Annotated in this window: 21 protein-coding genes and 1 tRNA gene; 18 read left to right on the forward strand and 4 right to left on the reverse strand. The window is 65.0% G+C overall.

The window, feature by feature from the left end:
- The first annotated feature begins 86 nt into the window (after positions 1-86).
- From LOC60_RS09765 to eno, 9 genes are all read left to right on the forward strand, one after another.
- Positions 87-1,646 carry an ABC transporter ATP-binding protein gene (locus LOC60_RS09765; protein WP_230024724.1) on the forward strand — a complete coding sequence of 520 codons (1,560 nt, stop codon included), beginning with the start codon at positions 87-89 and terminating at the stop codon, positions 1,644-1,646.
- The gene (locus tag LOC60_RS09770) at positions 1,643-2,992 is read left to right on the forward strand and encodes an ABC transporter permease (protein WP_230024725.1); all 1,350 of its coding nucleotides are present in this window, start codon (positions 1,643-1,645) and stop codon (positions 2,990-2,992) included. Before LOC60_RS09765 ends, LOC60_RS09770 begins: the two co-directional genes overlap by 4 nt.
- The gene (locus LOC60_RS09775) at positions 2,989-4,278 is read left to right on the forward strand and encodes an ABC transporter permease (protein WP_230024726.1); all 1,290 of its coding nucleotides are present in this window, start codon (positions 2,989-2,991) and stop codon (positions 4,276-4,278) included. The genes LOC60_RS09770 and LOC60_RS09775 overlap by 4 nt, the downstream gene beginning before the upstream one ends.
- A gap of 91 nt (positions 4,279-4,369) precedes the next feature.
- Complete coding sequence (locus tag LOC60_RS09780) at positions 4,370-4,789, forward strand: cytidine deaminase (protein WP_230024727.1); 420 nt, start codon at positions 4,370-4,372, stop codon at positions 4,787-4,789.
- Positions 4,786-6,075 (forward strand): thymidine phosphorylase, encoded by a 1,290-nt coding sequence (locus LOC60_RS09785; RefSeq protein ID WP_230024728.1) that lies wholly within the window; start codon positions 4,786-4,788, stop codon positions 6,073-6,075. The genes LOC60_RS09780 and LOC60_RS09785 overlap by 4 nt, the downstream gene beginning before the upstream one ends.
- A 347-nt stretch (positions 6,076-6,422) precedes the next feature.
- Positions 6,423-7,091, forward strand: a complete 669-nt coding sequence (locus LOC60_RS09790) for a DedA family protein (protein WP_230024925.1) — start codon at positions 6,423-6,425, stop codon at positions 7,089-7,091.
- Positions 7,092-7,110: 19 nt separating this feature from the next.
- Positions 7,111-8,250, forward strand: a complete 1,140-nt coding sequence (locus LOC60_RS09795) for an adenosine deaminase (RefSeq protein WP_230024729.1) — start codon at positions 7,111-7,113, stop codon at positions 8,248-8,250.
- A complete protein-coding gene (locus tag LOC60_RS09800) occupies positions 8,243-8,929 on the forward strand; it encodes a MazG nucleotide pyrophosphohydrolase domain-containing protein (protein WP_331460799.1) in 687 nt (228 codons plus the stop codon). The genes LOC60_RS09795 and LOC60_RS09800 overlap by 8 nt, the downstream gene beginning before the upstream one ends.
- Positions 8,930-9,100: 171 nt before the next feature.
- On the forward strand, positions 9,101-10,387 hold the full coding sequence (gene eno / locus LOC60_RS09805) for a phosphopyruvate hydratase (RefSeq protein ID WP_230024730.1): 1,287 nt from the start codon (positions 9,101-9,103) through the stop codon (positions 10,385-10,387).
- Here eno and LOC60_RS16410 read toward each other — a convergent pair.
- Complete coding sequence (locus LOC60_RS16410; RefSeq protein WP_442860403.1) at positions 10,371-10,874, reverse strand: pentapeptide repeat-containing protein; 504 nt, start codon at positions 10,872-10,874, stop codon at positions 10,371-10,373. The two genes, eno and LOC60_RS16410, sit on opposite strands and share 17 nt — an antisense overlap.
- 207 nt (positions 10,875-11,081) lie before the next feature.
- Here LOC60_RS16410 and LOC60_RS16415 point away from each other — a divergent pair, with 207 nt between their 5' ends.
- The 6 genes from LOC60_RS16415 (at position 11,082) to LOC60_RS09835 (ending at position 16,185) form a co-directional block, all read left to right on the forward strand.
- Complete coding sequence (locus tag LOC60_RS16415) at positions 11,082-11,414, forward strand: septum formation initiator family protein (RefSeq protein ID WP_231713353.1); 333 nt, start codon at positions 11,082-11,084, stop codon at positions 11,412-11,414.
- Between the two features lie 64 nt (positions 11,415-11,478).
- Positions 11,479-12,144, forward strand: coding sequence for a DUF501 domain-containing protein (locus tag LOC60_RS09815; RefSeq protein WP_230024732.1), 666 nt, complete (start codon positions 11,479-11,481; stop codon positions 12,142-12,144).
- Entirely contained in the window at positions 12,141-13,118 is a 978-nt protein-coding gene (locus LOC60_RS09820) for a Ppx/GppA phosphatase family protein (protein WP_230024733.1), read from the forward strand. Before LOC60_RS09815 ends, LOC60_RS09820 begins: the two co-directional genes overlap by 4 nt.
- A complete protein-coding gene (locus LOC60_RS09825; protein ID WP_230024735.1) occupies positions 13,115-14,545 on the forward strand; it encodes a S8 family serine peptidase in 1,431 nt (476 codons plus the stop codon). The genes LOC60_RS09820 and LOC60_RS09825 overlap by 4 nt, the downstream gene beginning before the upstream one ends.
- 69 nt (positions 14,546-14,614) lie before the next feature.
- The gene (locus tag LOC60_RS09830; RefSeq protein ID WP_230024736.1) at positions 14,615-16,000 is read left to right on the forward strand and encodes an NAD(P)/FAD-dependent oxidoreductase; all 1,386 of its coding nucleotides are present in this window, start codon (positions 14,615-14,617) and stop codon (positions 15,998-16,000) included.
- 111 nt (positions 16,001-16,111) lie between these two features.
- Positions 16,112-16,185 (forward strand) — tRNA-Leu (locus LOC60_RS09835).
- A gap of 102 nt (positions 16,186-16,287) precedes the next feature.
- On the opposite strand, the gene LOC60_RS09840 is transcribed toward LOC60_RS09835, so the two are convergent.
- Complete coding sequence (locus LOC60_RS09840) at positions 16,288-16,446, reverse strand: hypothetical protein (RefSeq protein ID WP_230024737.1); 159 nt, start codon at positions 16,444-16,446, stop codon at positions 16,288-16,290.
- Positions 16,447-16,735: 289 nt separating this feature from the next.
- Between LOC60_RS09840 and LOC60_RS09845 the strand changes: the two genes are divergently transcribed.
- Together LOC60_RS09845 and LOC60_RS09850 are read left to right on the forward strand one after the other, a co-directional pair.
- Positions 16,736-17,752, forward strand: a complete 1,017-nt coding sequence (locus LOC60_RS09845) for an acyltransferase family protein (RefSeq protein ID WP_230024738.1) — start codon at positions 16,736-16,738, stop codon at positions 17,750-17,752.
- A 157-nt stretch (positions 17,753-17,909) separates the two neighbouring features.
- Positions 17,910-19,274: an O-antigen ligase family protein gene (locus tag LOC60_RS09850; protein ID WP_230024739.1), complete on the forward strand. Its 1,365-nt coding sequence runs from the start codon at positions 17,910-17,912 to the stop codon at positions 19,272-19,274.
- Between the two features lie 244 nt (positions 19,275-19,518).
- On the opposite strand, the gene LOC60_RS09855 is transcribed toward LOC60_RS09850, so the two are convergent.
- The gene (locus LOC60_RS09855) at positions 19,519-21,378 is read right to left on the reverse strand and encodes a hypothetical protein (protein WP_230024741.1); all 1,860 of its coding nucleotides are present in this window, start codon (positions 21,376-21,378) and stop codon (positions 19,519-19,521) included.
- Positions 21,379-21,506: 128 nt separating this feature from the next.
- On the reverse strand, positions 21,507-21,707 hold the full coding sequence (locus LOC60_RS09860; RefSeq protein ID WP_230024742.1) for a hypothetical protein: 201 nt from the start codon (positions 21,705-21,707) through the stop codon (positions 21,507-21,509).
- Positions 21,708-21,731: 24 nt separating this feature from the next.
- Between LOC60_RS09860 and LOC60_RS09865 the strand changes: the two genes are divergently transcribed.
- Positions 21,732-22,343 (forward strand): tyrosine-type recombinase/integrase, encoded by a 612-nt coding sequence (locus tag LOC60_RS09865; protein WP_230024743.1) that lies wholly within the window; start codon positions 21,732-21,734, stop codon positions 22,341-22,343.
- Positions 22,344-22,589: the final 246 nt, after the last annotated feature.

The raw sequence follows: 22,589 nt of genomic DNA on the forward strand, positions 1-22,589 counted from the left end.
TGCGACTGCGGAACATGGCGGTTTGTCTGTGCCGGACAGCCCTACCTCCCACACAGCACTTTCAAGAACAGATTGGTTGGGGTTTTGTGAAACTCGAGCTTCAAGGCATCACCAAGCGATTCGGTTCGCTGGTGGCCAACGACCACATCGACCTGGTGGTCGAGCCGGGGCAGGTACATAGCCTGCTCGGCGAGAACGGCGCCGGTAAATCGACGCTGATGAATGTCCTCTACGGCCTCTATGAGCCGACCGAGGGAACGATCCTGATTGACGGACGGCCGGTAACCTTCAGCGGCCCCTCGGATGCCATGGCCGCCGGCATCGGCATGGTCCACCAGCACTTCATGCTGGTGCCGGTCTTTACCGTGGCCGAGAACGTGGCCCTGGGCAATGAGAAAACCAGGTTCGCAGGCATGCTGAACCTGGACGACACCCGCCGCCGGATCCGGGAGATCTCGGACCAGTACGGGTTCGACGTTGACCCCGATGCCCTCGTGGAAGACCTGCCCGTTGGCGTCCAGCAGCGAGTGGAAATCATCAAGGCTTTGATCCGGGACGCCGAGGTCCTGATTCTCGACGAACCGACAGCGGTGCTGACCCCGCGCGAAACAGACGAGCTGCTGGGCATCATGCGTCAGCTCACCAGTGACGGCAAAGGCATTGTCTTCATCTCGCACAAGCTGCGCGAGGTCAAGGCCGTTTCCGATGTCATCACGGTCATCCGCCGCGGCAAGGTAGTGGGCTCCGCCGAGCCCAGCGCCGGCACCACCGAACTGGCGGCCCTGATGGTGGGCCGTTCGGTCAGCCTGAGCCTGAACAAGGCTCCCGCCGTCCCGGCCGAGGAGACCTTCCGGGTGGAGAACCTGACGGTTGTCTCCGGCAGCGGCCAGCCGGTGGTTAACGGCCTGAGCTTCGGCATTGCCAAGGGCGAGATCCTGGCCGTCGCCGGTGTCCAGGGCAACGGCCAGACCGAGCTCACCGAAGCCGTCATGGGCCTGCAGGAACACGTAACCGGCTCCGTCATGCTCGACGGCAGGGAACTGGTGGGCCTGAAGACCCACAAGATCATCGACGCCGGCGTCGGCTTCGTGCCCGAGGACCGCAACGTGGACGGACTGGTCGGTACCTTCTCGGTGGCCGAAAACCTGGTCCTCAACCGCTATGACGAGCCGCCGTTTGCGCGCGGCCTGTCGATGAAACCGGCCATGGTCGGTGCCAACGCCGAGGAAAAGATCGCCGAGTTCGATATCCGCACGCAGACTGCGGCCACCCCGGCCGGCACCTTGTCCGGCGGTAACCAGCAGAAGGTGGTTATGGCCCGGGAACTGTCCCGGCCGCTCTCGCTGTTCATCGCCAGCCAGCCCACCCGCGGCGTGGACGTCGGCTCAATCGAATTCCTGCACCGGCGCATCATCGCCGAACGGGACGCCGGCACGCCGGTCATGATCGTGTCCACCGAACTGGACGAGGTCCTGGAACTTGGAGACCGCATTGCCGTGCTCTACGGCGGCCGCCTGATGGGCATCGTGCCCGGCGGCACATCGCGGAATGTGCTGGGCCTGATGATGGCCGGCATGACCGCAGACGAGGCGCTGGCCCGCGAGGCCGCGCCCGAGGAAATCCAACTTGAGGGAGGGGCGCAGTGAGCCCGGAAAAGTCCACCGCTGGTGGGCCAGCACCAGACCGCAAGACTTCGGCTGCCGATGAGGCACGCCTCGAAGTAGCTGCGGAAACCGCCGGAGGGCAGCTGGCACCGCCCGCTGCCGCCGTCGGCAGCACCGTAACGCCTGACCCGGGCAGCCACCGTGGCATCCTCGAACGGATCGTTACCGGAAACGGCCTGGTATCGGTTCTCGCCGTACTGATGGCCCTCGTTGTCGGCGGGGTGCTGATTGCCCTGACCAACGAGGAAGCCACCGAAGCGGCAGGGTACCTGTTCAACCGGCCCGGCGATTTCTTCGCCGCAGCCTGGAACGCCGCAGCCGGAGCGTACTACTCGCTCTTCCAGGGCTCGATCATTAACCTGGAGGCCGAGTCCTTCACCCGCGCGGTCTACCCCCTCACCCAGACACTGACCACCGCCACACCGCTGATCTGCGCCGGCCTCGGCGTGGCACTGGCGTTCCGTGCCGGCCTGTTCAACATCGGTGCGCAGGGCCAGATCATCATGGGTGCCACGCTCGCGGCCTGGGTCGGCTTCACCTGGCAGCTGCCCGCAGCGCTTCATATCCTCCTGGTAATCATTGCCGGCCTGCTCGGCGGAGCCATCTGGGGCGGTATTGCCGGCCTGCTGAAGGCCCGCACGGGCGCCCATGAGGTGATCGTGACGATCATGCTCAACTATGTGGCCATCCAGCTGGTGGCCTTCATGCTGACCACACCCGGTTTCCAGCGTGAAGGCAACAACAACCCGATCAGTCCGCTGCTGGCCGAAAGCGCAATGTTCCCCAAGCTGCTGGGCGACGGCTTCCGCCTGCACTGGGGCTTCATCCTGGCGATCGTTGCCACGGTGTTCGTCTGGTGGCTGCTCAACCGCTCCACCGTCGGCTTCGAACTGCGTGCCGTGGGCGCGAACCCCGACGCCGCCCGGAACGCCGGCATCAGCACCACGAAGGGCTACGTGGTGGTTATGCTCATCGCCGGCGCCCTGTCCGGACTCGCGGGCGTGTCCCAGGTTTCCGGGACCGAGCGCGTGCTGACCACCGACGTGGCTGCCAGCTTCGGCTTTGACGCCATCACGGTGGCACTGCTGGGCCGTTCGACTCCGTGGGGAACCTTCGCTGCCGGCCTGCTCTTCGGCGCCTTCCGCGCCGGAAGCGTCGCCATGCAGACCAACACCGGGACCAGCATCGACATTGTCCTGGTGGTCCAGTCCCTGATCGTGCTGTTCATCGCGGCGCCGCCGCTGGTGCGTTCGCTGTTCAGGATCCCGCCGCCCGGAGCCTTCCGCTCCGCCCGCAAGCCCGCCGCAGCCGCCGGAGGAGCAGCATGAGCACCGCAACCACCACCGCCCCCGCGCTGACCCCGGCGCCCGCCGCCCTTGTGCGCAGCTGGAAGACCCCCATACTGCTGGGCGTGCTCGCCCTGCTGTCACTGGTGTTCTTCGCCCTCGGGGCTCCGGCCACCGAGGTCACCTTCCGCCTGACCGATCCCGAGGCGGCCATTACGCTGCCGGACCTGGTCTTCTCCGCCAAGGCCTTCGGCTGGGCCGGTGCCATTGTGCTCGTCCTGGCTGCTGCCTGGGCTTTTGTCCTGGTCCGTTCGGGGCGGCGCGTGCCGCTCTGGCTCCCGGTGATTTTCGGCGTCGTATTCGTGGCGGCGTTCCTTTCGTGGTCGGTCGGCAGCGCCGGCACGCCCAACATTGCCCTCTACGGCCTGCTGGCCGGCAGCATCACCCTGGCCGTTCCGCTGATCTTCGGTTCGCTCTCGGGCGTCCTGTGTGAACGCGTCGGTGTGGTCAACATCGCCATCGAGGGCCAGCTCCTCTTCGGCGCCTTTGCCGCAGCCGTGGCCGGCACCGTATCCGGCAGTGCCTTTGTCGGTTTGCTGGCAGCAGCCGTTGCCGGTGTACTCGTCTCCCTGGTGCTGGCTATCTTCAGCATCAAGTACGTGGTCAACCAGGTCATTGTGGGCGTTGTGCTGAACGTGCTGGTGTCCGGCCTCACCGGTTTCCTCTTCTCCACCGTGCTCAGCGCGAACCCGTCCGAATTGAACTCGGCGCCGCGCCTGCCGAACATCCGGATCCCGTTCCTGGCGGACATCCCGATCATCGGGCCGATCCTGTTTGACCAGTCGCTGATCGGCTACCTGATGTACTTCGCTGTTGCCGCCGTCTACTTCGGGCTGTTCCACACCCGTTGGGGCCTGCGGACCCGTGCGGTGGGAGAACACCCCAAGGCGGCCGACACCCTGGGCGTCAACGTCAACCGGACCCGGTTCACCAACGTGCTGCTCGCCGGTGCAGTGGCCGGCGTCGGCGGCTCGTTCTTCACCCTCGTATCGGTCTCCAGCTTCGGCCAGGACATGACCGGCGGCCAGGGCTACATTGCCCTCGCGGCCCTCATCCTGGGCCGCTGGAACCCGCTCGGCGCCGCAGCGGCGGCACTGCTGTTCGGCCTGGCCACGAACCTGCAGTACGTGCTGGGCCTGCTGGGCACCCCCGTGCCCAGCCAGTTCCTGTCGATGCTGCCCTACGTGGTGACGATCTTCGCGGTGGCCGGAGTGGTGGGCAAGTCCCGCGGCCCGGCAGCCAGCGGCGTGCCGTACATCAAGGGATAGCTCTCAGGGGGACCTGCTGCCGGGAAACCGGCGGCAGGTCCCTCGTGGTTTCCGGTCCGACCGGACCGGGCACCGGAATTGGAAGGAAGACATGACACAGACGACCCCCGGCCAGGTGGACTGGGACCAGCTCCTGGACACCGCCCGCGCGGCCCTGGCCCACGCCTACGTGCCCTACTCGAAGTATCCGGTAGGCGCCGCCGCACTGACCGACGACGGCCGGATAGTTTCCGGCTGCAACATCGAAAACGCCTCCTACGGGCTGACCCTGTGCGCCGAGTGCTCCATGATCAGCCAGCTGCGCATGACCGGAGGCGGCCGCCTGGCCGCCTTCGCCTGCGTGGACGGATCCGGGAACGTGCTGATGCCGTGCGGCCGCTGCCGCCAGCTGCTGTACGAATTCCGGGCACCCGGGATGCAGTTGATGACCGTAAGCGGCATCCGGAGCATGGACGAAGTCCTGCCCGATGCCTTTGGACCGCAGCACCTTGAAGGACAGGACAACCAATGAGCGCTGAAAAGTTCGACGCCGTAGACATCATCGGCATCAAGCGGGACCGGGGCACCTTGACCCCGGAACAGATTGACTGGACCATCGACGCCTACACCCGCGGAGCAATCGCGGACGAGCAGATGGCCGCGCTGAACATGGCCATCCTGCTCAACGGGATGAGCCGGGCGGAAATCTCCCGCTGGACCCACGCCATGATCAATTCGGGGGAGCGGATGGACTTCTCCTCCCTTGGCAAGCCGACCTCGGACAAGCACTCCACCGGGGGCGTGGGAGACAAGATCACCCTCCCGCTGGCACCCCTGGTAGCCGTCTTCGGCGTCGCTGTCCCGCAGCTCTCCGGCCGGGGACTGGGCCACACCGGCGGAACGCTGGACAAGCTCGAAGCCATTCCCGGCTGGCAGGCGGCACTGACCAACGACGCGCTGATGGCCCAGCTGCGCGACGTCGGCGCCGTCATCTGTGCCGCCGGTGCAGGCCTGGCCCCGGCGGACAAGAAGCTGTACTCGCTGCGCGACGTCACGGGAACTGTGGAAGCCATTCCGCTGATCGCCTCCTCGATCATGAGCAAGAAGATCGCCGAAGGCACCGGCTCGCTGGTGCTGGACGTCAAGGTCGGAAGCGGCGCGTTCATGAAGGACGAGGCCCGTGCCCGCGAACTGGCGGAAACCATGGTGGCCCTGGGCAAGGACGCCGGCGTGAACACGGTGGCGCTGCTGACGGACATGTCCACTCCGCTGGGCCTGACGGCCGGCAACGCCATTGAGGTGCAGGAGTCCGTGGACGTCCTCGCCGGCGGCGGACCCGAGGACGTCGTCGAGCTCACGCTGGCCCTGGCCCGCGAGATGCTGACGGCCGCCGGTCAGCCCGACGCCGATCCCGAAGCGGCCCTGAAGGACGGCCGGGCGATGGACGTCTGGCGCCGGATGATCTCGGCCCAGGGCGGCGATCCGGATGCTGCGCTTCCGGTGGCTAAGGAATCCGAGACCATCTACGCGCCCGCCGACGGCGTGCTGGTGGAACTCGATGCCCTCTCCGTAGGCGTTGCAGCCTGGCGCCTTGGCGCCGGCCGTGCCCGCAAGGAAGACGCCGTCCAGGCCGGTGCGGGCGTAGTGATGCACGCCAAGCCCGGAGCCACTGTCCGGGCCGGAGAGCCGCTGATGACGCTGCTCACCGATACCCCCGAGAAGTTCGACCGTGCCCGGGAAGCACTGGCGGACGCCGTCGTTGTTGCTCCTGAAGGATCGCGTCCGGCGCGGAAGCTGATCATCGACCGGATCAGCTAGGGGGTCGGGGCTTCCGGGCTCCGGCGCCCCCGGGGTGCCGAGACCCCGGGTGCCGGGCCCTTTGGGCCCCGGAACGGCGGCAACGAAATTTCCGTGCTCGCAGAACTCGCAGGAAATATTAAAGCCGCCTTCCTCCGGGGCCCTCCGGGGCCCTCCGGGTCCGGCGCGCCTGCACCGCCATCCGGGGACCGGCGGTACCGGATCCCCTCGGTGGTGGGGTGCCTCCTCCAGGCCCCGGAGTGGCGGTGGGCCGGGCACAAGGGCATCGCCGGGGGCGTGGCATGCTTGTAAAGGACCGGATAGCTAAATTCAAGGAGCGGCAGCTGTTGGACGTTCTCAGTGCCACGGTGGACGGCATAAACAACTTCATCCTCTCCACAGCGGGGTCGCCGTGGGTCTACATCGGGCTCCTTGCCTGCTGCCTCATCGATGGCTTCTTCCCGCCGGTGCCCAGCGAATCCCTGGTGGTGGCACTGGCCTCGCTGGCGCTCAGCGGCGCCGGCGTGAATATCTGGCTGATCATTCCGGCCGCAGCCCTGGGCGCTTTCCTCGGGGACAACCTGGCTTATCTGCTGGGCCGGTGGATCGGAACCGAACGGTTCCGCTGGATGCGCACGCCGAAGATGCGCCGGTCCTTCGCATGGGCCCGCCATGAACTCGACAAACGCTCCATGTCACTGATCCTCGTGGCCCGGTTCATCCCGGTCGGCCGCGTGGTCGTGAACCTCACCGCCGGGGCCACGGGGTTCCCGCGGCGGCGGTTCATCTCCCTGACCGCGATCTCCGGAATTGTCTGGGCGGCCTACAGCGTGGCCATCGGCGCCATAGCCGGTGCCTGGTTCAGTGAACACCACCTGCTCGGCGTGGTGGTGGGCGTGATAGGCGCCCTGGTCCTGGGCCTGGTCATTGACCGCGTCATCACCATGGTCCGCGGGACCGGGCCGGGAGCGAAACACTACGCAGCGGACGACATGCCGAACGCCGACGACGACGAGAGCTCGCAGAAGGTCGCCTGAAACACCGTAGAGTTGCCGTGTGACTGAGCCTACAAACCTCCCCGAAAACTCTTCCCTCAACGTACGGAGCCTGCCGAAGGTGTCGCTGCACGACCACCTCGACGGCGGCCTTCGTCCGGCCACGATCGTTGAGCTGGCTGCCGCCGTCGGCCATACCCTGCCGAGCACCGACCCCGCCGGGCTGGCGGAGTGGTTCCGCGAATCGGCGGACTCCGGTTCGCTACCCCGCTACCTCGAAACCTTCGACCACACCATCGCGGTCATGCAGACACGTGAGTCCCTGATCCGCGTGGCCCGCGAATTCGTCGAAGACCTTGCAGCGGACGGGGTGGTCTACGCGGAGGTCCGCTGGGCTCCCGAACAGCATGTACGGGCCGGGCTGAGCCTGGACGAAGCCGTGGAAGCCGTCCAGGCAGGTATCGAAGAAGGAGTGGCGAACACGGAGGCCGCGGGCAGCTTCATCCAGGTGGGCCAGCTCATCACGGCCATGCGGCACGCCGACCGGGCCATGGAAATTGCGGAACTGGCCGTGCGGCACCGCGACTCCGGGGCCGTGGGCTTCGATATTGCCGGTCCGGAAGACGGTTTCCCGCCCTCGCGGTTCAAGGACGCCTTCACCTACCTCGCCGAAAACCAGTTCCCGGCCACGGTCCATGCCGGCGAGGCAGCCGGAATCGAGAGCATCGTGGACGCCCTGGTCCACGGCCGGGCACTGCGCCTGGGCCACGGGGTGCGCATCGCCGAGGATATCGACGTCGAATTCGAAGACAGCGGCACGCAGGACGAGCCGGAAGTCGGCATCGTGAGCATGGGCCGGGTGGCGAGCTGGGTCCGGGACCGCGGTATTGCCCTGGAAGTCTGCCCGTCATCGAACCTGCAGACCGGTGCCGTTGCCTCATTCGGAGAGGATATTGAGACCCATCCGATCGACCTGCTCTACCAGACCGGCTTCGCCGTCACCGTCAACACGGACAACCGGCTGATGAGCTCGGTGACCCTCACCGGCGAGTTCGAGCTGCTGATGGACACCTTCGACTACGACCTCGACGACGTCCTGGAACTGACGATGAACGCCGTCAACGCAGCATTCCTGCCGCTGGACGAGCGTGCAGCCCTGTCCGCGTATGTCACCGAGGGATTCAACCGCGCCCGTGGCTGAAATACCCCTGCCGGAGAACCTCGGCGAGCGGTTCACCCGCCTCGCCGAGGTTATCGGCGCTCTTCGGGAGCGTTGCCCCTGGACCCGCGCACTGACCCACGAGTCCCTGCTCGAGTACCTCGTGGAGGAAACCTACGAGCTCGTTGAAGCGGTGGAAGCCGGAACGTCCGGGCCCGGGCGTGCAGCGGAACTCCGCGGCGAGCTCGGAGACGTGCTGCTGCAGGTGCTGCTCCACGCCCGCCTGCAGCAGGAAGCCGGCAGCTTTTCCGTGGCTGACGTGATCGAGTCCCTCACCGCCAAGATGATCCGCCGCAACCCGCATGTGTTCCGCCCCGACGGGAGCCTTCGGGAAGACGGCGAAGAGTCCGGCATCGCGGCGATTGAACAGGCCTGGGACGAGGCGAAGAAAGCCGAGACACCCACCCGGACCTCGGCGTTCGAGGGAATTCCGGCCGGCCTGCCGGCGCTGCTCCTGGCCGCCAAAACACTGACCCGTGCCCGCCGCGCCGGCCGCCGGCTGCCTCCGCCCCCGCCCGGCGGCGCGGAATTCGCCGATGAAACCGAGCTCGGGGACGCACTGTTTTCGCTGGTCCGCCGCGCCTCCGACCAGGGGCTCGACGCCGAGGCGGCCCTGCGAGCGGCAGTCCGCCGGTACACGGCCGATGACGCCGGGACCTGATTGCAGCGCCGCCGCGCAGCACGGGCAGATCCGCCCAATCCCCGTGAAACAGGTCACTGGACCTTACTCGCAGCCGCGATTCTATTAGGCTAAGAGGCAGACACTGGAACCTGCTGTCCCAGCAGGACTGCGGTTTTCTCCCCATTCGTTCCAATGAACAGGAGCAATTCAATGGCCATCATCGATGCCATCCATGCCCGCGAGATCCTTGATTCCCGCGGCAACCCCACCATCGAGGTGGAGGTACTGCTCGACGACGACACGTTCGGCCGCGCAGCTGTTCCCTCCGGCGCTTCCACCGGCGCTTTCGAAGCCAACGAACGCCGCGACGGCGAGAAGAACCGCTACCAGGGCAAGGGCGTGCTGCAGGCCGTCGAAGCCGTGATCGAACAGATCCAGCCGGCCCTGCTCGGATACGACGCAGCCGACCAGCGTGCCATCGACCAGGCCATGATTGACTTGGACGGCACCGAGAACAAGTCCGGCCTGGGCGCCAACGCCATCCTCGGCGTCTCCCTCGCCGTCGCCCGCGCCGCAGCCGAATCCGCTGCACTGCCGCTGTACCGCTACCTCGGCGGTCCCAACGCGCACATCCTGCCCGTGCCGCTGATGAACATCCTGAACGGCGGCTCGCACGCCGATTCCGACGTCGACATCCAGGAATTCATGATTGTTCCCCTGGGGGCGCAGACCTACTCCGAGGGCCTGCGCTGGGGCGTTGAGGTCTACCACAACCTCAAGTCCGTGCTGAAGGAAAAGAACCTGTCCACCGGCCTCGGCGACGAAGGCGGCTTCGCTCCGAACCTGCCCTCCAACCGTGCCGCACTGGACCTGATCATCGAAGCCATCGAGCGTGCCGGCTACGTGCCGGGCAACGACATTGCCCTGGCACTGGACGTGGCAGCCTCCGAGTTCTTCAAGGACGGGTCCTACCTGTTCGAAGGACAGAACCGGACCGCTGCCGAAATGTCCGCGTACTACGAGGAACTGGTCCGCGACTACCCGCTGGTTTCCATCGAGGATCCGCTGGACGAGGAGGACTGGGACGGCTGGAAGACCCTGACCGCCTCCATCGGCGACAAGGTGCAGATTGTGGGCGATGACCTCTTCGTCACCAACCCCACCCGCCTGGAAACCGGCATTAAGAACAACTCGGCGAACTCGCTGCTGGTGAAGGTCAACCAGATCGGCACCCTGACCGAAACCCTGGACGCCATCACCATGGCCCAGCGTGCCGGCTACACCACCATCACGTCCCACCGCTCGGGCGAGACCGAAGACACCACCATCGCCGACATCTGCGTTGCCACCAACGCCGGCCAGATCAAGACCGGCGCTCCGGCCCGTTCCGAGCGGGTAGCCAAGTACAACCAGCTGCTGCGCATCGAAGAGGAACTGGACGACGCCGCACGCTACGCCGGACGCAGCGCCTTCCCGCGCTTCAACAACTCCAAGTAGCCGTACCGACGCAACGCCTGCGGCTCCCGTTTGGGGCCTTCAGGCGTTGCGGAACAGGCTCCGAACACCGCGGGTGGGTAACCTCAGAGGAGGGGACCCGCCCGCGGTCGTTTCTGTTACCGCCGGCATTTCGCCGGCACGGCTTTCTCCAGCTCAAATACAGCTCAAATACAGCACAGATACAGACAGGAAGCGCATGCCAACCCGACGCCCGAAGGTGCCCAGGCCAGCGGCCCCAGTGAACCCTGTCGGGGCGAGCGGCGGCGGGAAACCTCCCGCGGCGAAGCCGGCATCGGGAAAAACTGCAGCCTCGAAACCCGTCACGGGAAAGCCCGCAGCCGCGTCGAAACCGGCAGTGTCGAAACCGGCAGCGGCCAAACCGGCAGTGTCGAAACCCGCAGCCGCCAAACCGGCAGCGTCGAAACCCGCAGCCGCCAAGAAACCCGCAGCCGCCAAGAAGCCCGCAGCCGCCAAGGCCGCCGCCCAGCCGGCGACCCCGCGCTCCCGGAAGTTGTCAGCGTCGGATGCGCGCGCAGCAGTGCGTGCCCAGCTTTCCGGCGGAATCCGCCGCCAGTCCGAACCGGCACCGGAACACAAGGCCCCCGCAGCGGTGCCGGAGGTTGAAGCTGTGGACGAACTGCGTCCGGTACCGGCCAAGGCGTTCTCCGGCCGGTTGCTGGTGCTGGCGATGGTGATGGTCGCCATCACCGTCCTGCTTGCCCCGTCGGTGCGGACCTACCTCCAGCAGCGCTCGGATATCGCGGCGGCAAAGGCGGAAATCGCCGAGGCCGAAGCAACGCAGGCCGAACTCGAAGTCCAGCTGGGCCGCTGGGAGGACCCGGCCTACATCAAACAGCAGGCAAGGGACCGTATTTTCCTGGTGATGCCGGGGGAGAAACGCTACCTGGTCAAGGGCGACAACGGTGTGGAAGAAGCCGAGCAGCTTGCAGCTGAAGAGGAGTCCGACGACCTGCAGTGGGTCGATTCGCTCTGGGACTCGGTCAAGAAATCCGCCACGGCACAGTAATCTGGAGGCTGATAGAAGAAGCAGCCCGGGGCCCTTACCGGCCCCCACGGAAGGAACCTCCTGCATGACCCAGGACCAGCTCGCCCCCACCCAGGAAGACCTGGAAACCCTGAGCCGGCAGCTTGGCCGCCCGGTGCGCGACGTCGTCGAAATCGGCGCCCGCTGCGTCTGCGGCAACCCGTTGGTAGCCACCACGGCCCCCCGGCTGAGCAACGGCATACCTTTCCCCACCACGTATTACCTGACGCACCCGGTCATCACGGCCGCGGTATCCCGGCTGGAAGCCGCAGGGATGATGACTGACATGACCCGTCGGCTGGAGGAAGACCCCGAGCTGGCGGAGCGGTACCGCAGTGCCCATGAGCACTACCTCCGGGTCCGCGACGAAATCGGGGAGCGCACCGGCACCGGGCCGGTACCGGAAATTGACGGGGTTTCCGCCGGCGGGATGCCTAACCGCGTCAAATGCCTGCACGTGCTGGTCGGCCACTCCTTGGCGGCCGGACCCGGGGTCAATCCGCTGGGCGACGAAGCGCTGGCCGCGATTGAGCAGTGGTGGACAACCGACCGCTGCTACTGCGAAGGTGCTTGGGATACCGCGGCACCGGCTCCGGCACGCGACCTTAGCCGCCACACCAAAACGCAGGGCCTAAGCCCGGAAGAGCTCGAGAGCAAGAAGGCCGCCCGCCGGCAGGCAACGGACGCCGCAACCAACGAGGGGGAACTGTGACAGGCCAGGAAGACAGCCGCACTCCAGGGAAGCGGGTTGCAGCCATCGACTGCGGCACCAACTCCATCAGGCTCCTCATTGCGGATATCACCCGGGACGATCACGGTGCAGCGCAGCTGACCGACGTCGTGCGCCTGATGCGGGTGAACCGGCTGGGGCAGGGCGTGGATGCCAGCGGGCGGCTGGCCCCGGAAGCACTGGAACGTACCTTTGCCGCCGCCGAGGAGTATGCGGCCCTCATCCGCGAGCACGGTGCGTCACGCGTCCGGTTCGTAGCCACTTCCGCCAGCCGCGATGCGGAAAACCGGCAGGAGTTCGTTGACGGAATCCGCGAACGCCTCGGCGTTGAACCAGAAGTCATCAGCGGAGACGAAGAAGCGGCTCTTTCCTTCGCCGGCGCGGCAAGCGTATTCGCAGGCGGGAACGGCGCCAAAACGCTCGTAGTGGACCTGGGCGGCGGCAGCACCGAATTCGTCCTCGGTGACGGCTCCGGTGTCCTTGCGGCCAAGAGCACCGACATGGGCTGCGTGCGCTTTACCGAACGGCACCTGCTCTCGGATCCGCCCACCGAAGCGGAAATCGCCGCGGCGAGGGCGGACATCCTGGACATGATTGCCTCCGCACTGGCCACCGTGCCGCTGGCCGAAACCGACCGGCTGGTGGGTGTGGCCGGGACCATCACCACGGTCACCGCCGCAGCCCTGGACCTGCGCGAGTACTCCCCGGACGCCATCCACGGGACCGAGCTGAGCCGGGAGCAGATCGACGCCACGGCTGACGCCCTGCTGCGCCGGGACCGGTCGGCACGGGCCGCACTGCCGTACATGCATCCGGGCCGGGTTGACGTTATCGGCGCCGGGGCGCTGATCTGGCGCACCATCGTGGACCGTGTCGATGAATTGACTGACGGCCGCGTGGCTTCGGCGTTCGCCAGCGAACACGACATCCTTGACGGCATTGCCCTGAGCGCGTGAGTGCTCCGGGAACCGCCCCCGGCCGCCGCCGTGGAGGCGCGGCACGCCTCGCAGCCGCTGCTGCCGCTGTGCTCTGTGCCGCAGTGGCGCTGCCGCTTCTGTCACCCGTGCCCGCGCACGCGGATGGGTGGCGGGACAAGCAGTACTGGCTGGCCGACTACGGCGTGACCGAAGCCTGGAAGACCACCAAGGGCGCAGGAGTGAAGGTGGCCGTCATCGACACAGGCGTCGACGCAAGCCACCCGGACCTTGCGGGCGCCGTCGTTGGGGGATTCGATGCCTCAGGGGCCGGCGACCCCAGTGGCGCCAAGGGACTGGGCAGCACACCCGGACACGGCACGCTGGTGGCAACCCTGCTGGCCGGCCGGGGGCACGAGGCGCCGGTAGAAGACAAGGAAGCCAAGGATGCGAAGGAGGGGGATAAAAAGGACGGTAAGGAGAAGGAGGGCGGGGATAAGCCCGCCGACCGTCCCGACGGCATCATCGGGGTGGCCCCCGAAGCCGAGATCCTCGCGGTGTCCACCTGGATAGGCGGGACCAACCCCGGCGGAGTGCCGATTGACATGCAGATCCCCACCGCGGTCCGCTGGGCAGTGGACAACGGCGCACGGGTCATCAACATGTCCCTCGGCAGTACGTCGACCGCCTGGCCGGAGAGCTGGGACGACGCGTTCCTCTATGCCGAGCAGAATGACGTGGTGGTTGTCGCAGCGGCCGGCAACCGCGGCAAGGGCATGGTCCAGGTGGGAGCGCCGGCCACCATTCCCGGTGTCCTCACCGTCGCCGGGCTGAACCGGCAGGGCGAAGCGAGCCAGGACTCATCCTCCGAAGGCATCAGCATCGGCGTAGCCGCACCGGCGGAAGACCTGATCGGCGGACTGCCCGAGGGCACCTCCCGGTATGCCGTTTGGGAAGGAACATCAGGCGCTGCACCGCTGGTTTCCGGCGTCGCCGCACTCATCCGTGCGGCCCATCCGGAAATGAGTGCCGCAGACGTGGTCAACCGGATCGTCAGCACTGCACGGGACGCCGGTGCCCCCGGCACGGACACCATCTACGGGTACGGCATCCTGGATGCCAATGCGGCCGTGAACGCCGATGTTCCCTCTGTTACCAGCAACCCGCTGGGCACCATTGCCGAATGGATCCGGGTGCACCGAAGGGTGGCGGATGCGTCCCCGGGGGCGGCGGACATTCCCGCGCCCACGGTTCCGGACCTGCCGGAGCCCGAGGTCCCAACGGCACGGGAACCGGTTGCCGCGGACGGCACCCTGCCCGCCGCCGTCGTGCTGGGATTCGGTGGCCTCCTGGTGGCGGTGTTGGTGGCCGGCACCGTTCACGTGGGCCACGTCCGACGTCGTGCGGCGGCGGCCGGCGGAACGGAGAGCACCGAGGCCGGAAGCCTCGACGAGGCCGGGGTCCGGTAGCAAAACGCCCGGAGTGTCGTTTGTCAAATGGTTCGTGAAGACTTTCACAAACTCAGGTAGGATTGGGGCATGGCATCGAACAAGCAGTTATCTGATCGTCCCCGCGTTCTGGTCGTCGGCGGTGGTTACGTCGGTCTGTACGTGGCCAAAGACCTCCAGAAGAAGGTAAAGGAACAGGGAGGGATTGTTACGGTAGTGGATCCGCTGCCGTACATGACCTACCAGCCTTTCCTCCCCGAGGTCGCCGCAGGCACCATTGAAGCCCGCGACGCCGTTGTATCCCACCGCATGCACCTGAAGAACACAGAGCTGATCACCGGCAAGGTCACTTCCATCAACCACGCCGCCCGCACCGCGACCATTGAGCCGGGTGACGGCAGCGAGCCGTTCGAGCTGCCCTACCAGGACGTCGTCCTGGCCGCCGGCTCGATCACCCGCACCTTCCCGATCCCGGGCCTCGCCGAGGCCGGCATCGGCATGAAGAGCATTGAAGAAGCAATGGCCACCCGCAACCACGTGCTCGAACGCATTGAAACCGCGTCGCTCATGCCCGTGGGACCGGAGCGCGAACGCGCCCTGACGTTCGTCGTCGTCGGCGGCGGCTTTGCCGGCATCGAAACCCTGACCGAACTTGAAGACATGGCCCGCGACGCGGTCCGTATCAATGACCGGCTTCGCCGCGAGGACCTGCGCTTCGTCCTGATCGAGGCCATGGGCCGGGTTATGCCCGAGGTCAAGCCCGACCAGGCCGAGTGGGTTGTCTCCAGCATGCGTGAGCGCGGCATCGAGGTTCTGCTGAACACCTCGCTGGCATCCGCCGAGGGCGGCGTCCTCAAGCTGATCAACATGGCGGACAAGTCCCCGGCCGGCGAGTTCGGGGCAGACACCCTGATCTGGACCGCCGGTGTGCAGGCCAACCCGATGGTCCGCGCCACCGACTTCCCGATCGACGAGCGCGGCCGCGTCCGTGCCAACGCCGAACTGCGCATCACCGGCGACGACGGCCCCCTCGAAGGTGCCTGGGCTGCCGGCGACGTCTCCGCCGTACCGGATCTTTCCGGCGGCGGCGTTGGCGGTTTCTGCGTTCCGAATGCGCAGCACGCCGTCCGCCAGGCGAAGCTGCTGGCCAAGAACATCATGGCCGCCCGCTACGGCGTCGGTGACGTCGAGGAATACAACCACAAGAGCCTCGGCGCCGTTGCGGGCCTGGGCCAGTACAAGGGCGTTGCCAACATCATGGGCTTCGGCCTGAAGGGCTTCCCGGCCTGGCTGGCACACCGTGGCTACCACGGCCTGGCCATGCCGATGTTCGAGCGCAAGTTCCGCGTCATCACGGGCTGGCTCCTGAACGTGAGCTACGGCCGCGACCTGACCTCGCTGCGCAACCTGGAAGATCCGCGCCGCGGCTTCGAGGAAGCAGCAACGCCGGCCAAGAAGCCGGCCGCGAAGGCCTAGCCTTCCGCGTCTATTCGCAGACAACGACGGCGGTCCTCCACCGGGAGGGCCGCCGTTGTCGTGTTTCCTGCCGTACCCGCGTTTCCAGTAGGCTTGGAAGGCAATTACAGAGCCCCAGTAGCCCAATTGGCAGAGGCAACCGACTTAAAATCGGTGTGTTGTCGGTTCGAGTCCGACCTGGGGTACTTCAGTCCCTTATGGGAGTAGCGCGGCGGCCCAACACCGGCCGTCCAGCCTGTTGCCACGGTGGACCGAATCATCGTTTAGTCACCGGAAACTCTGAAAAGTCATGCGAGCAGGTCGTAGGCGTCGATCCAGTCGGAATCCTCGCGCCGGATCGTGGTCACCGCGGCGGCCGGCACCCACTCATCCGTGACCACACCGTCCGGCTCCGCATGGAACAGGACATACTCCTGCGTCCAGGCCAGCGCTTTGCCGTCACTCATGGCTCCGTCAGGGAATCCGGCCTGGATGTACGGCTCACGCCGGTACGGGGCGTGTACGACCCGCCCAGGCGGGCATGACCCGCCGCCGGACAGGCTGTAGGGCGTGGACATGACATCAACTTTATTCACCCCGGGATGATGTCACCCGGCGGTGACTGGGGGAGGGCGAGGGGTACGCGGGTGTGAGGTAACTGCAGACGGTGTGAGAACGGGGTATTTATCGCTGGGGGGATCTCTTCGGCGGCCAAACGACACCATTTCGCCCTTTATGCTTGGATCTGGCTCATAAGTGATCAATCTGGGGGATGCCGTGGCGCAGCAGTTAGTAGAAAACCGACGACCGGCGCAGCGATCAGCGGCGATTGACGCGGTCCGTGTCCTCGGAATCGTTGCTGTTGTCGCGGGCCATGTGTTCGAAGGCGCCTTTGTCCTCAAGGGATTGTTTACGTGGCACGTGCCCGTCTTCTTCTTCCTGACAGGCTATCTATGGACAACCAATAGGTCCTTTGTTGCAGAGGTGGGGAAACGGGTGCGAACGTTGATTGCTCCCTACGCTGCTTGGCTCGTTCTAATCTCTGTGCCGTTTTTGACTGCAATGGGCTTGCTTGGAAAACTTGATGCTTCCAACCTAATGCCCATCATTCTCGGCGGATCCTACCTTGGCAGCCCGTTCTCAGCCTTCTGGTTCATCACTGCCTTATTTGTTTCTTCCCTGACTTTCCGGATTTTACGAAAGGGTCCGCCCATCACACAGTTGGCGACCGTTATACTCGCGTTGGCTCTGGCGGCGACCGTTGGGCCGACTTTGGCCGCAGTTCCGCTCAGTGTGGGTGTTGCAATTCCATGTGTAGCCTTCTTGGCAGCTGGGGCTGCGGCTAGAAGTTACCGCCCCCGGATTGCCCGACCGGCTCCTGTAGCAGTCATTTTGCTAGTGATGTCTGCGGTATTGATCATCGCAGGGATTTCTGCACCACTTGACATCAAGAACGGTGATTTTGGGACACCTGTCTTAAGTATGCTCGTGGCTGGTGGAATCAGTTTCGGCCTAGTCCTTGCCGCTGAATCAATCCTTCCTAACTTGGGAAGGGTCGCCAATAAGTCCGTCACCACCTTGGCGCTGTGCGGTCTGATGGTCGTATTCACTCATGCTTTCGTCATCTGGATTCTGCGCTTAGCTACGTTGAGCGATTGGGGCGTTTTTGCGATTGCCTTGCTTGCCCCGTGGGGGGCAGCGGTGGTCGTCAGCAGGTCTCGACTCTCCCCCCTGCTCGTTGGTTCTCCATACAAGCCCGCGCCGACCCCGTGACCTCCGTTTGGGGGGGGGCACTTGCCGTTGATTTAAACAGGAACGTACTCCGGCATGGAGGTTGACGGGGTTCTCTGCCTCGCCACGACTCCGTTTATTGGAGGTGAGTGATTCGAGCTAGGCTTTAGGGGATCGGCCCGACTGGATAAGGAAAACAGTGAGTCTTGGAATAATACTGGCCGGAATTTTAGGGGCAGGGCTGGGTTGTTTCATCGCCTTCTCGTGCTCTCCGTACAAACGGCTGGCAATCGCTGGGGCAATCGCTGTTCCACAGTTCATCCTCCCGGGGCTGCCAGAGTCCACGTCGGTATTCCAGCTCTGGGTGCTCCTCATGGCTCTGGCCCCAGGGTGGGAGCGGGCAGGCTTGCGCTCGATATATGCCAAGCTCCTGATACTCCTTGCGATTCTCTCCGCGCTTGCCGCCCTCTGGTCGCCGCTGCCGGTGATCGCCATGATCAATGCCGCTCAAATAGCGTCGTTGGCAATTCTCGCCGCCTATGCCGCAGCATTGTTCAAGGAAAACCCTGACGGGATGGCAAAGATATTCGGCTGGCTCGGCGCCGGGGTGGTCGTGCAATCACTGCTGGTAATCCTCTTTCGCCTCCGACCAGATGTGGAGATGTCATTTCTCCGGTCGGCCGTCGGCCGCATCCTTATCGGCACTGAAAAGCTGGGAAACTTTTTCGGCGGGTCCCCGGACAACGTCTTTGACGTGACCAAGTCGGGCGGCGTATGGGTCAACGCGAACACGGCGTCGATGTTCCTCGGGGTGGCAGCGTGTGCATTTGTAGCAGCGGCGATCAGATTCCAAAAGAACCCATTCTTCCTCGTGGCGCTCATTGCTGCTTCTGCAGTAGTTCCTACGGGGTCAAAGTCAGGGCTGACGCTACTGCTGATGATGCCGCTAATTGGCCTCCTCGTTCCACTTTTGGCCCGCGGATCGGGGCGCCTATGGATACCGCCAGTCATTGCCATCGCCTATCCAGCTTTCCTGCTGTTCAAGCACATACTTGACGAGCGCATCCCCGAGTCCCTGGTGAGCGACTCCGCTTCGTCTCTTGGGACGCGTGGGGTCATTTGGGAAGCGGCGGGAACGCTGTTCGTTCAGAACCCCTTCCTTGGCCTAGGTTTCGGCGGGTGGGGTGAATACTTCTACTGGGCTAGCGGCGGTGCACTCGGACGCACATACCCGCCTCACAACATCTTCATCGCCGCGTGGTCAGACATGGGAACTGTAGCAGCGGTCGTTCTGGTCGTGTTCGTGGCGGCGGTACTGCTGGCGCACATTCGACTTACATCCCAAACCCCCAAGCGTGAATCATTCGCTTGGGGGTTTGGGCTTGCCGCATTCCTCTGGTTGTTCATTCATGGAATGGCCGATGCGGTCACCTTCTACGGCGACCTCCGGACTATGCTCATCCCTGCACTGCTGCTGGGCTTACTCATGGCCCAGTCGCGTCAGGGGGTTGCTCCTAGCCCAGACAGCAACCTTTCAAGCCTGCCGGCGGGCGCTTCCACTTAGGGCCATACGTTGCCGCTGTAGAGGTCTTTCCAGGCGCCTGCTTGGGCGAGGGCTTTGGCTCCCGTGGCGACGGTGCCTTTGCCGACGGACACTGTGACCATGTCCCCATTTACCGGAGTAAGAATAGCAATGTCAACGACAAGGTTCGCGCCATTGACTCGCACGGGGTGGGTACCGGGTCGCTCGATGAGTTCCGGAGTCGCTGGGAGCCGCGCAGCGTTACCCCCAAGGATGGTCAGCCCGGTCACGCCCGTGTTGGCGAACACCAGTCCAGTTTGTTGGTGACGTTGGAAACCGCGACCTCGCCCACTGTGATCGTGAATGTGGCTTTGTAGAGGTTTATTAGCCTGAGCCCACCCGTCAAGGTGATGGTGGCGGCGGTCCGCGCCGAAACGAGGCAACGCCCGCCCTGCACGCGACCTCCATTGACGGTCAGCGAACCGACCGGGGATAGGTCGCCAATGTCGATCCAGTTTGAGTTTGCTGTGTCGTCGGTTGTGAGGTTGAGGTCACTCAACGTCACAGTGCCGAGCGTGACGGACGGCGCCTCCAAAAGGATGCAGTTTCCGCCGACAGCCTGGAGGGTGGGTGACGTTATTTCCAATCGTTTGACGGTCGCCCCGGCGATTGTGCGGAGGGAAACAGCGCGACGGGTGGCGAGACCGTCAATCTTGACTCGGTGCACGCGTAATAGGTCGAGGGTTCCGGTTGCATCCATACCTATATTGACGGCGCGCTGGCCCACACCGCCCCGGAGTGTGATGTCCGAAAGGTTGACTTCCTTCGCGCCCTTGGCCAGATTGCCGAACACCTGGCACGATGATGCCTGGTCGCCCACGGTATCCACGTCCGAGACATTGAGGATGCCATGGGTTCCGTTGTCGGTGTTGGCTTCACCGTTGTCGTCTCCGAGCCAAACCGCGTTTTGTGAATGGCGGCCACGGATATTCTCAACCGTAATGTCGTCAACACGGCAATCCTTGCCTGCGAGTACCTTGACGAGGTTTGCCCCGCCGGATCGGGCGTTGATGTCCCAGATGCGCACGTCGGTTACGTCGCCGTAAACGTCGTTGTAGGCCGCGTAGTCATTGCCTGTGATCGCTACGGCGTCGTCGTGGGTTATGCCCCTGATGTGGTGGACCCGCCCACCGGAGGCAGGGCCCTGGATGTGGACGCCGTCTGAGTTGGTGTCCAGGAAGTTCAGGTGGTCAATCTCGAAATCGGTTACGTCGCCGACATTGACGCAGTATTTTCCTGCCGCCGTCTTCCATGTCTGCCCTGTAATGCGAAGACCGTCTACGCGGCGGTAGCGGGAGCTGTGCAGGTTCGGTCCCGAGCCTCCGAATGTGCCCCGGTCCCAGTCGCCGCCTACGACGGTGATGTTCTTGTCCCGTGTCCCTGTGGCGGTGACGGCGGCGTTCTGGATCATGTTCATGCCCACAGTCCCACCGTGTTTGATGGTTGTGCCTGTCGCGTCGAGGTGGGTGTTCGAGTGGGCCACCAGTGGGGCGGTGATGACAGCGGAGCCGAGCAGGCGCTTTACGCCAAGCGCGGACGGTTGTGCCAGCCACGCATTGATCGCGGACGTTGGGGTTGCGGGAGTGACCGTCAGCTGGCTCGCGAAGGACGCTCCGAGGGCGTCCAACACTGCGCTCGGGAGTTTGAAGTTCTCGTCTACTGAGACGAGTCGACTCTCGGACGCATACGCTGCAAGGGCTTCTTTGGTAGGTACCGTGTTCGGACCTGCGGGCCCCGGCTTGCCCTGAAACTCGCCAGCGTCTGCCTTGGCTTTGACCTCCACTGCTGCTGCATAGGCAGCATCCGAGGCAGCGATGATGGAACGCACCGTGAAGATGGGGATGGCGGGTAGCAGCCCGGACTTTGCCACTGCCGACTGGGCCGGGAGTTTGAACCCGCCCGCGTTGTTGATGTACCCGTAAGCGTCAGCCTTCGGCGCGGTGCCGATCGGGCGTCCGTCCATCGCGAACACTTCCAAGGGGGTCGAATACGAGGTGTCCGACTCGGCGTAGAACTGGACGACGGCACCGGGCTGGGGTGCGCGACCGTTCGTAGTCAGCAGGGCGTCATAAGCGTAGAGCTCCAAAGGGGCCTCCAAAAGGGCATGAAAAAAGGCCCCCGGTGGAGGCCCCGGATGGGTGGAACGTCGGAAGGTTAGGCGCGGTGCTTGGCGTCCTGCGAGTAGGAGTCCGGAGACTTGGCTAGGCCGAGCAGTCAACCAACCTGCGGCACCTTTGTCTCGATCAGGCGGACCACGATGTAGTAGCCACCGATGCACGCCGAGTCGATCAGCGTCGAAAGCGCCTGTTGCCCCTCGACGTCGATGTTCAGCCCGACCTTGGCGAGGACGCCGAGGATGGAGCCGACAACGATCGGAACAATGGTGCGGATCAGGGATGCGACGAACGGGTTCATTTGGCCGTTGAGGAGTTCGGGCGTATGCGGCAGAACATCAAAGCCTGGCAGGACTCCGGCACCATGGGGCCGCGGAAATCGAAGGACCTCGTGGATAAGGTGGACCTGTTCATCGCCACCGGACTCCGCCCCGGGGAGCTCCTCGCGCTGCCCTGGGAGGACGTCGATCTCAAAGCCGAGCCCGCCACCATAGAGGTCACCGGCACGATCAAGCGAACGAAGGCGCAGAAGCTGCACCGGCAGGCGTACCCAAAAACGGAGCACGGCAAACGCATCCTCGGCCTGCCCGACTTCGCCGTGAAGATGCTCGTCCGCCGGAAGCTCGCCGAGGAGCCGGGCAGCAACCCGATGGGCTTGATCTTCCCGTCCCGCGCCGGCGGGGTCATTGATCCCGGGAACTTCCGCCGGCAGTGGCGCGAGGCCCGCGGGGAGGAGTTCGAATGGGTGAAGCCGTCCAGCTTCCGGAAGGCGGTCACCACCCTCATTGAGCGCGAGGCGGGGTCGGTCGTGGCATCCCGGCAGCTGGGCCACTCCTCGGACCTGGTCACGGTGCGGCATTATATTGAGCGGAACCGGGCGACGCCGGACACCACGGGCATCCTCGAGCAGTTCGGCCAGGCCTCGGGGGAGGGGTAGTCACCGGAAACGGCTCAGAGTTATCGGTTAGTCACCGGAAACGCTGGGACCGGCTCGGGTCCGGGCGGGTGGCATCGGGCACTTTGTCCGGCTGCGGCCCACGAACGGCGGGCAAGAAGGGCCATACCGGGACTCATCCGGGTGGTCTGCGGGTGCTCCCGAAAGTGCCAACTGATCTACGGTGTGTTGTCGGTTCGAGTCCGACCTGGGGTACCAGCATTTCGGCACCAAATACTCCGCACCTTC

Source organism: Arthrobacter sp. zg-Y769, assembly GCF_020907405.1.
Classification (GTDB): Bacteria; Actinomycetota; Actinomycetes; order Actinomycetales; family Micrococcaceae; genus Arthrobacter_B.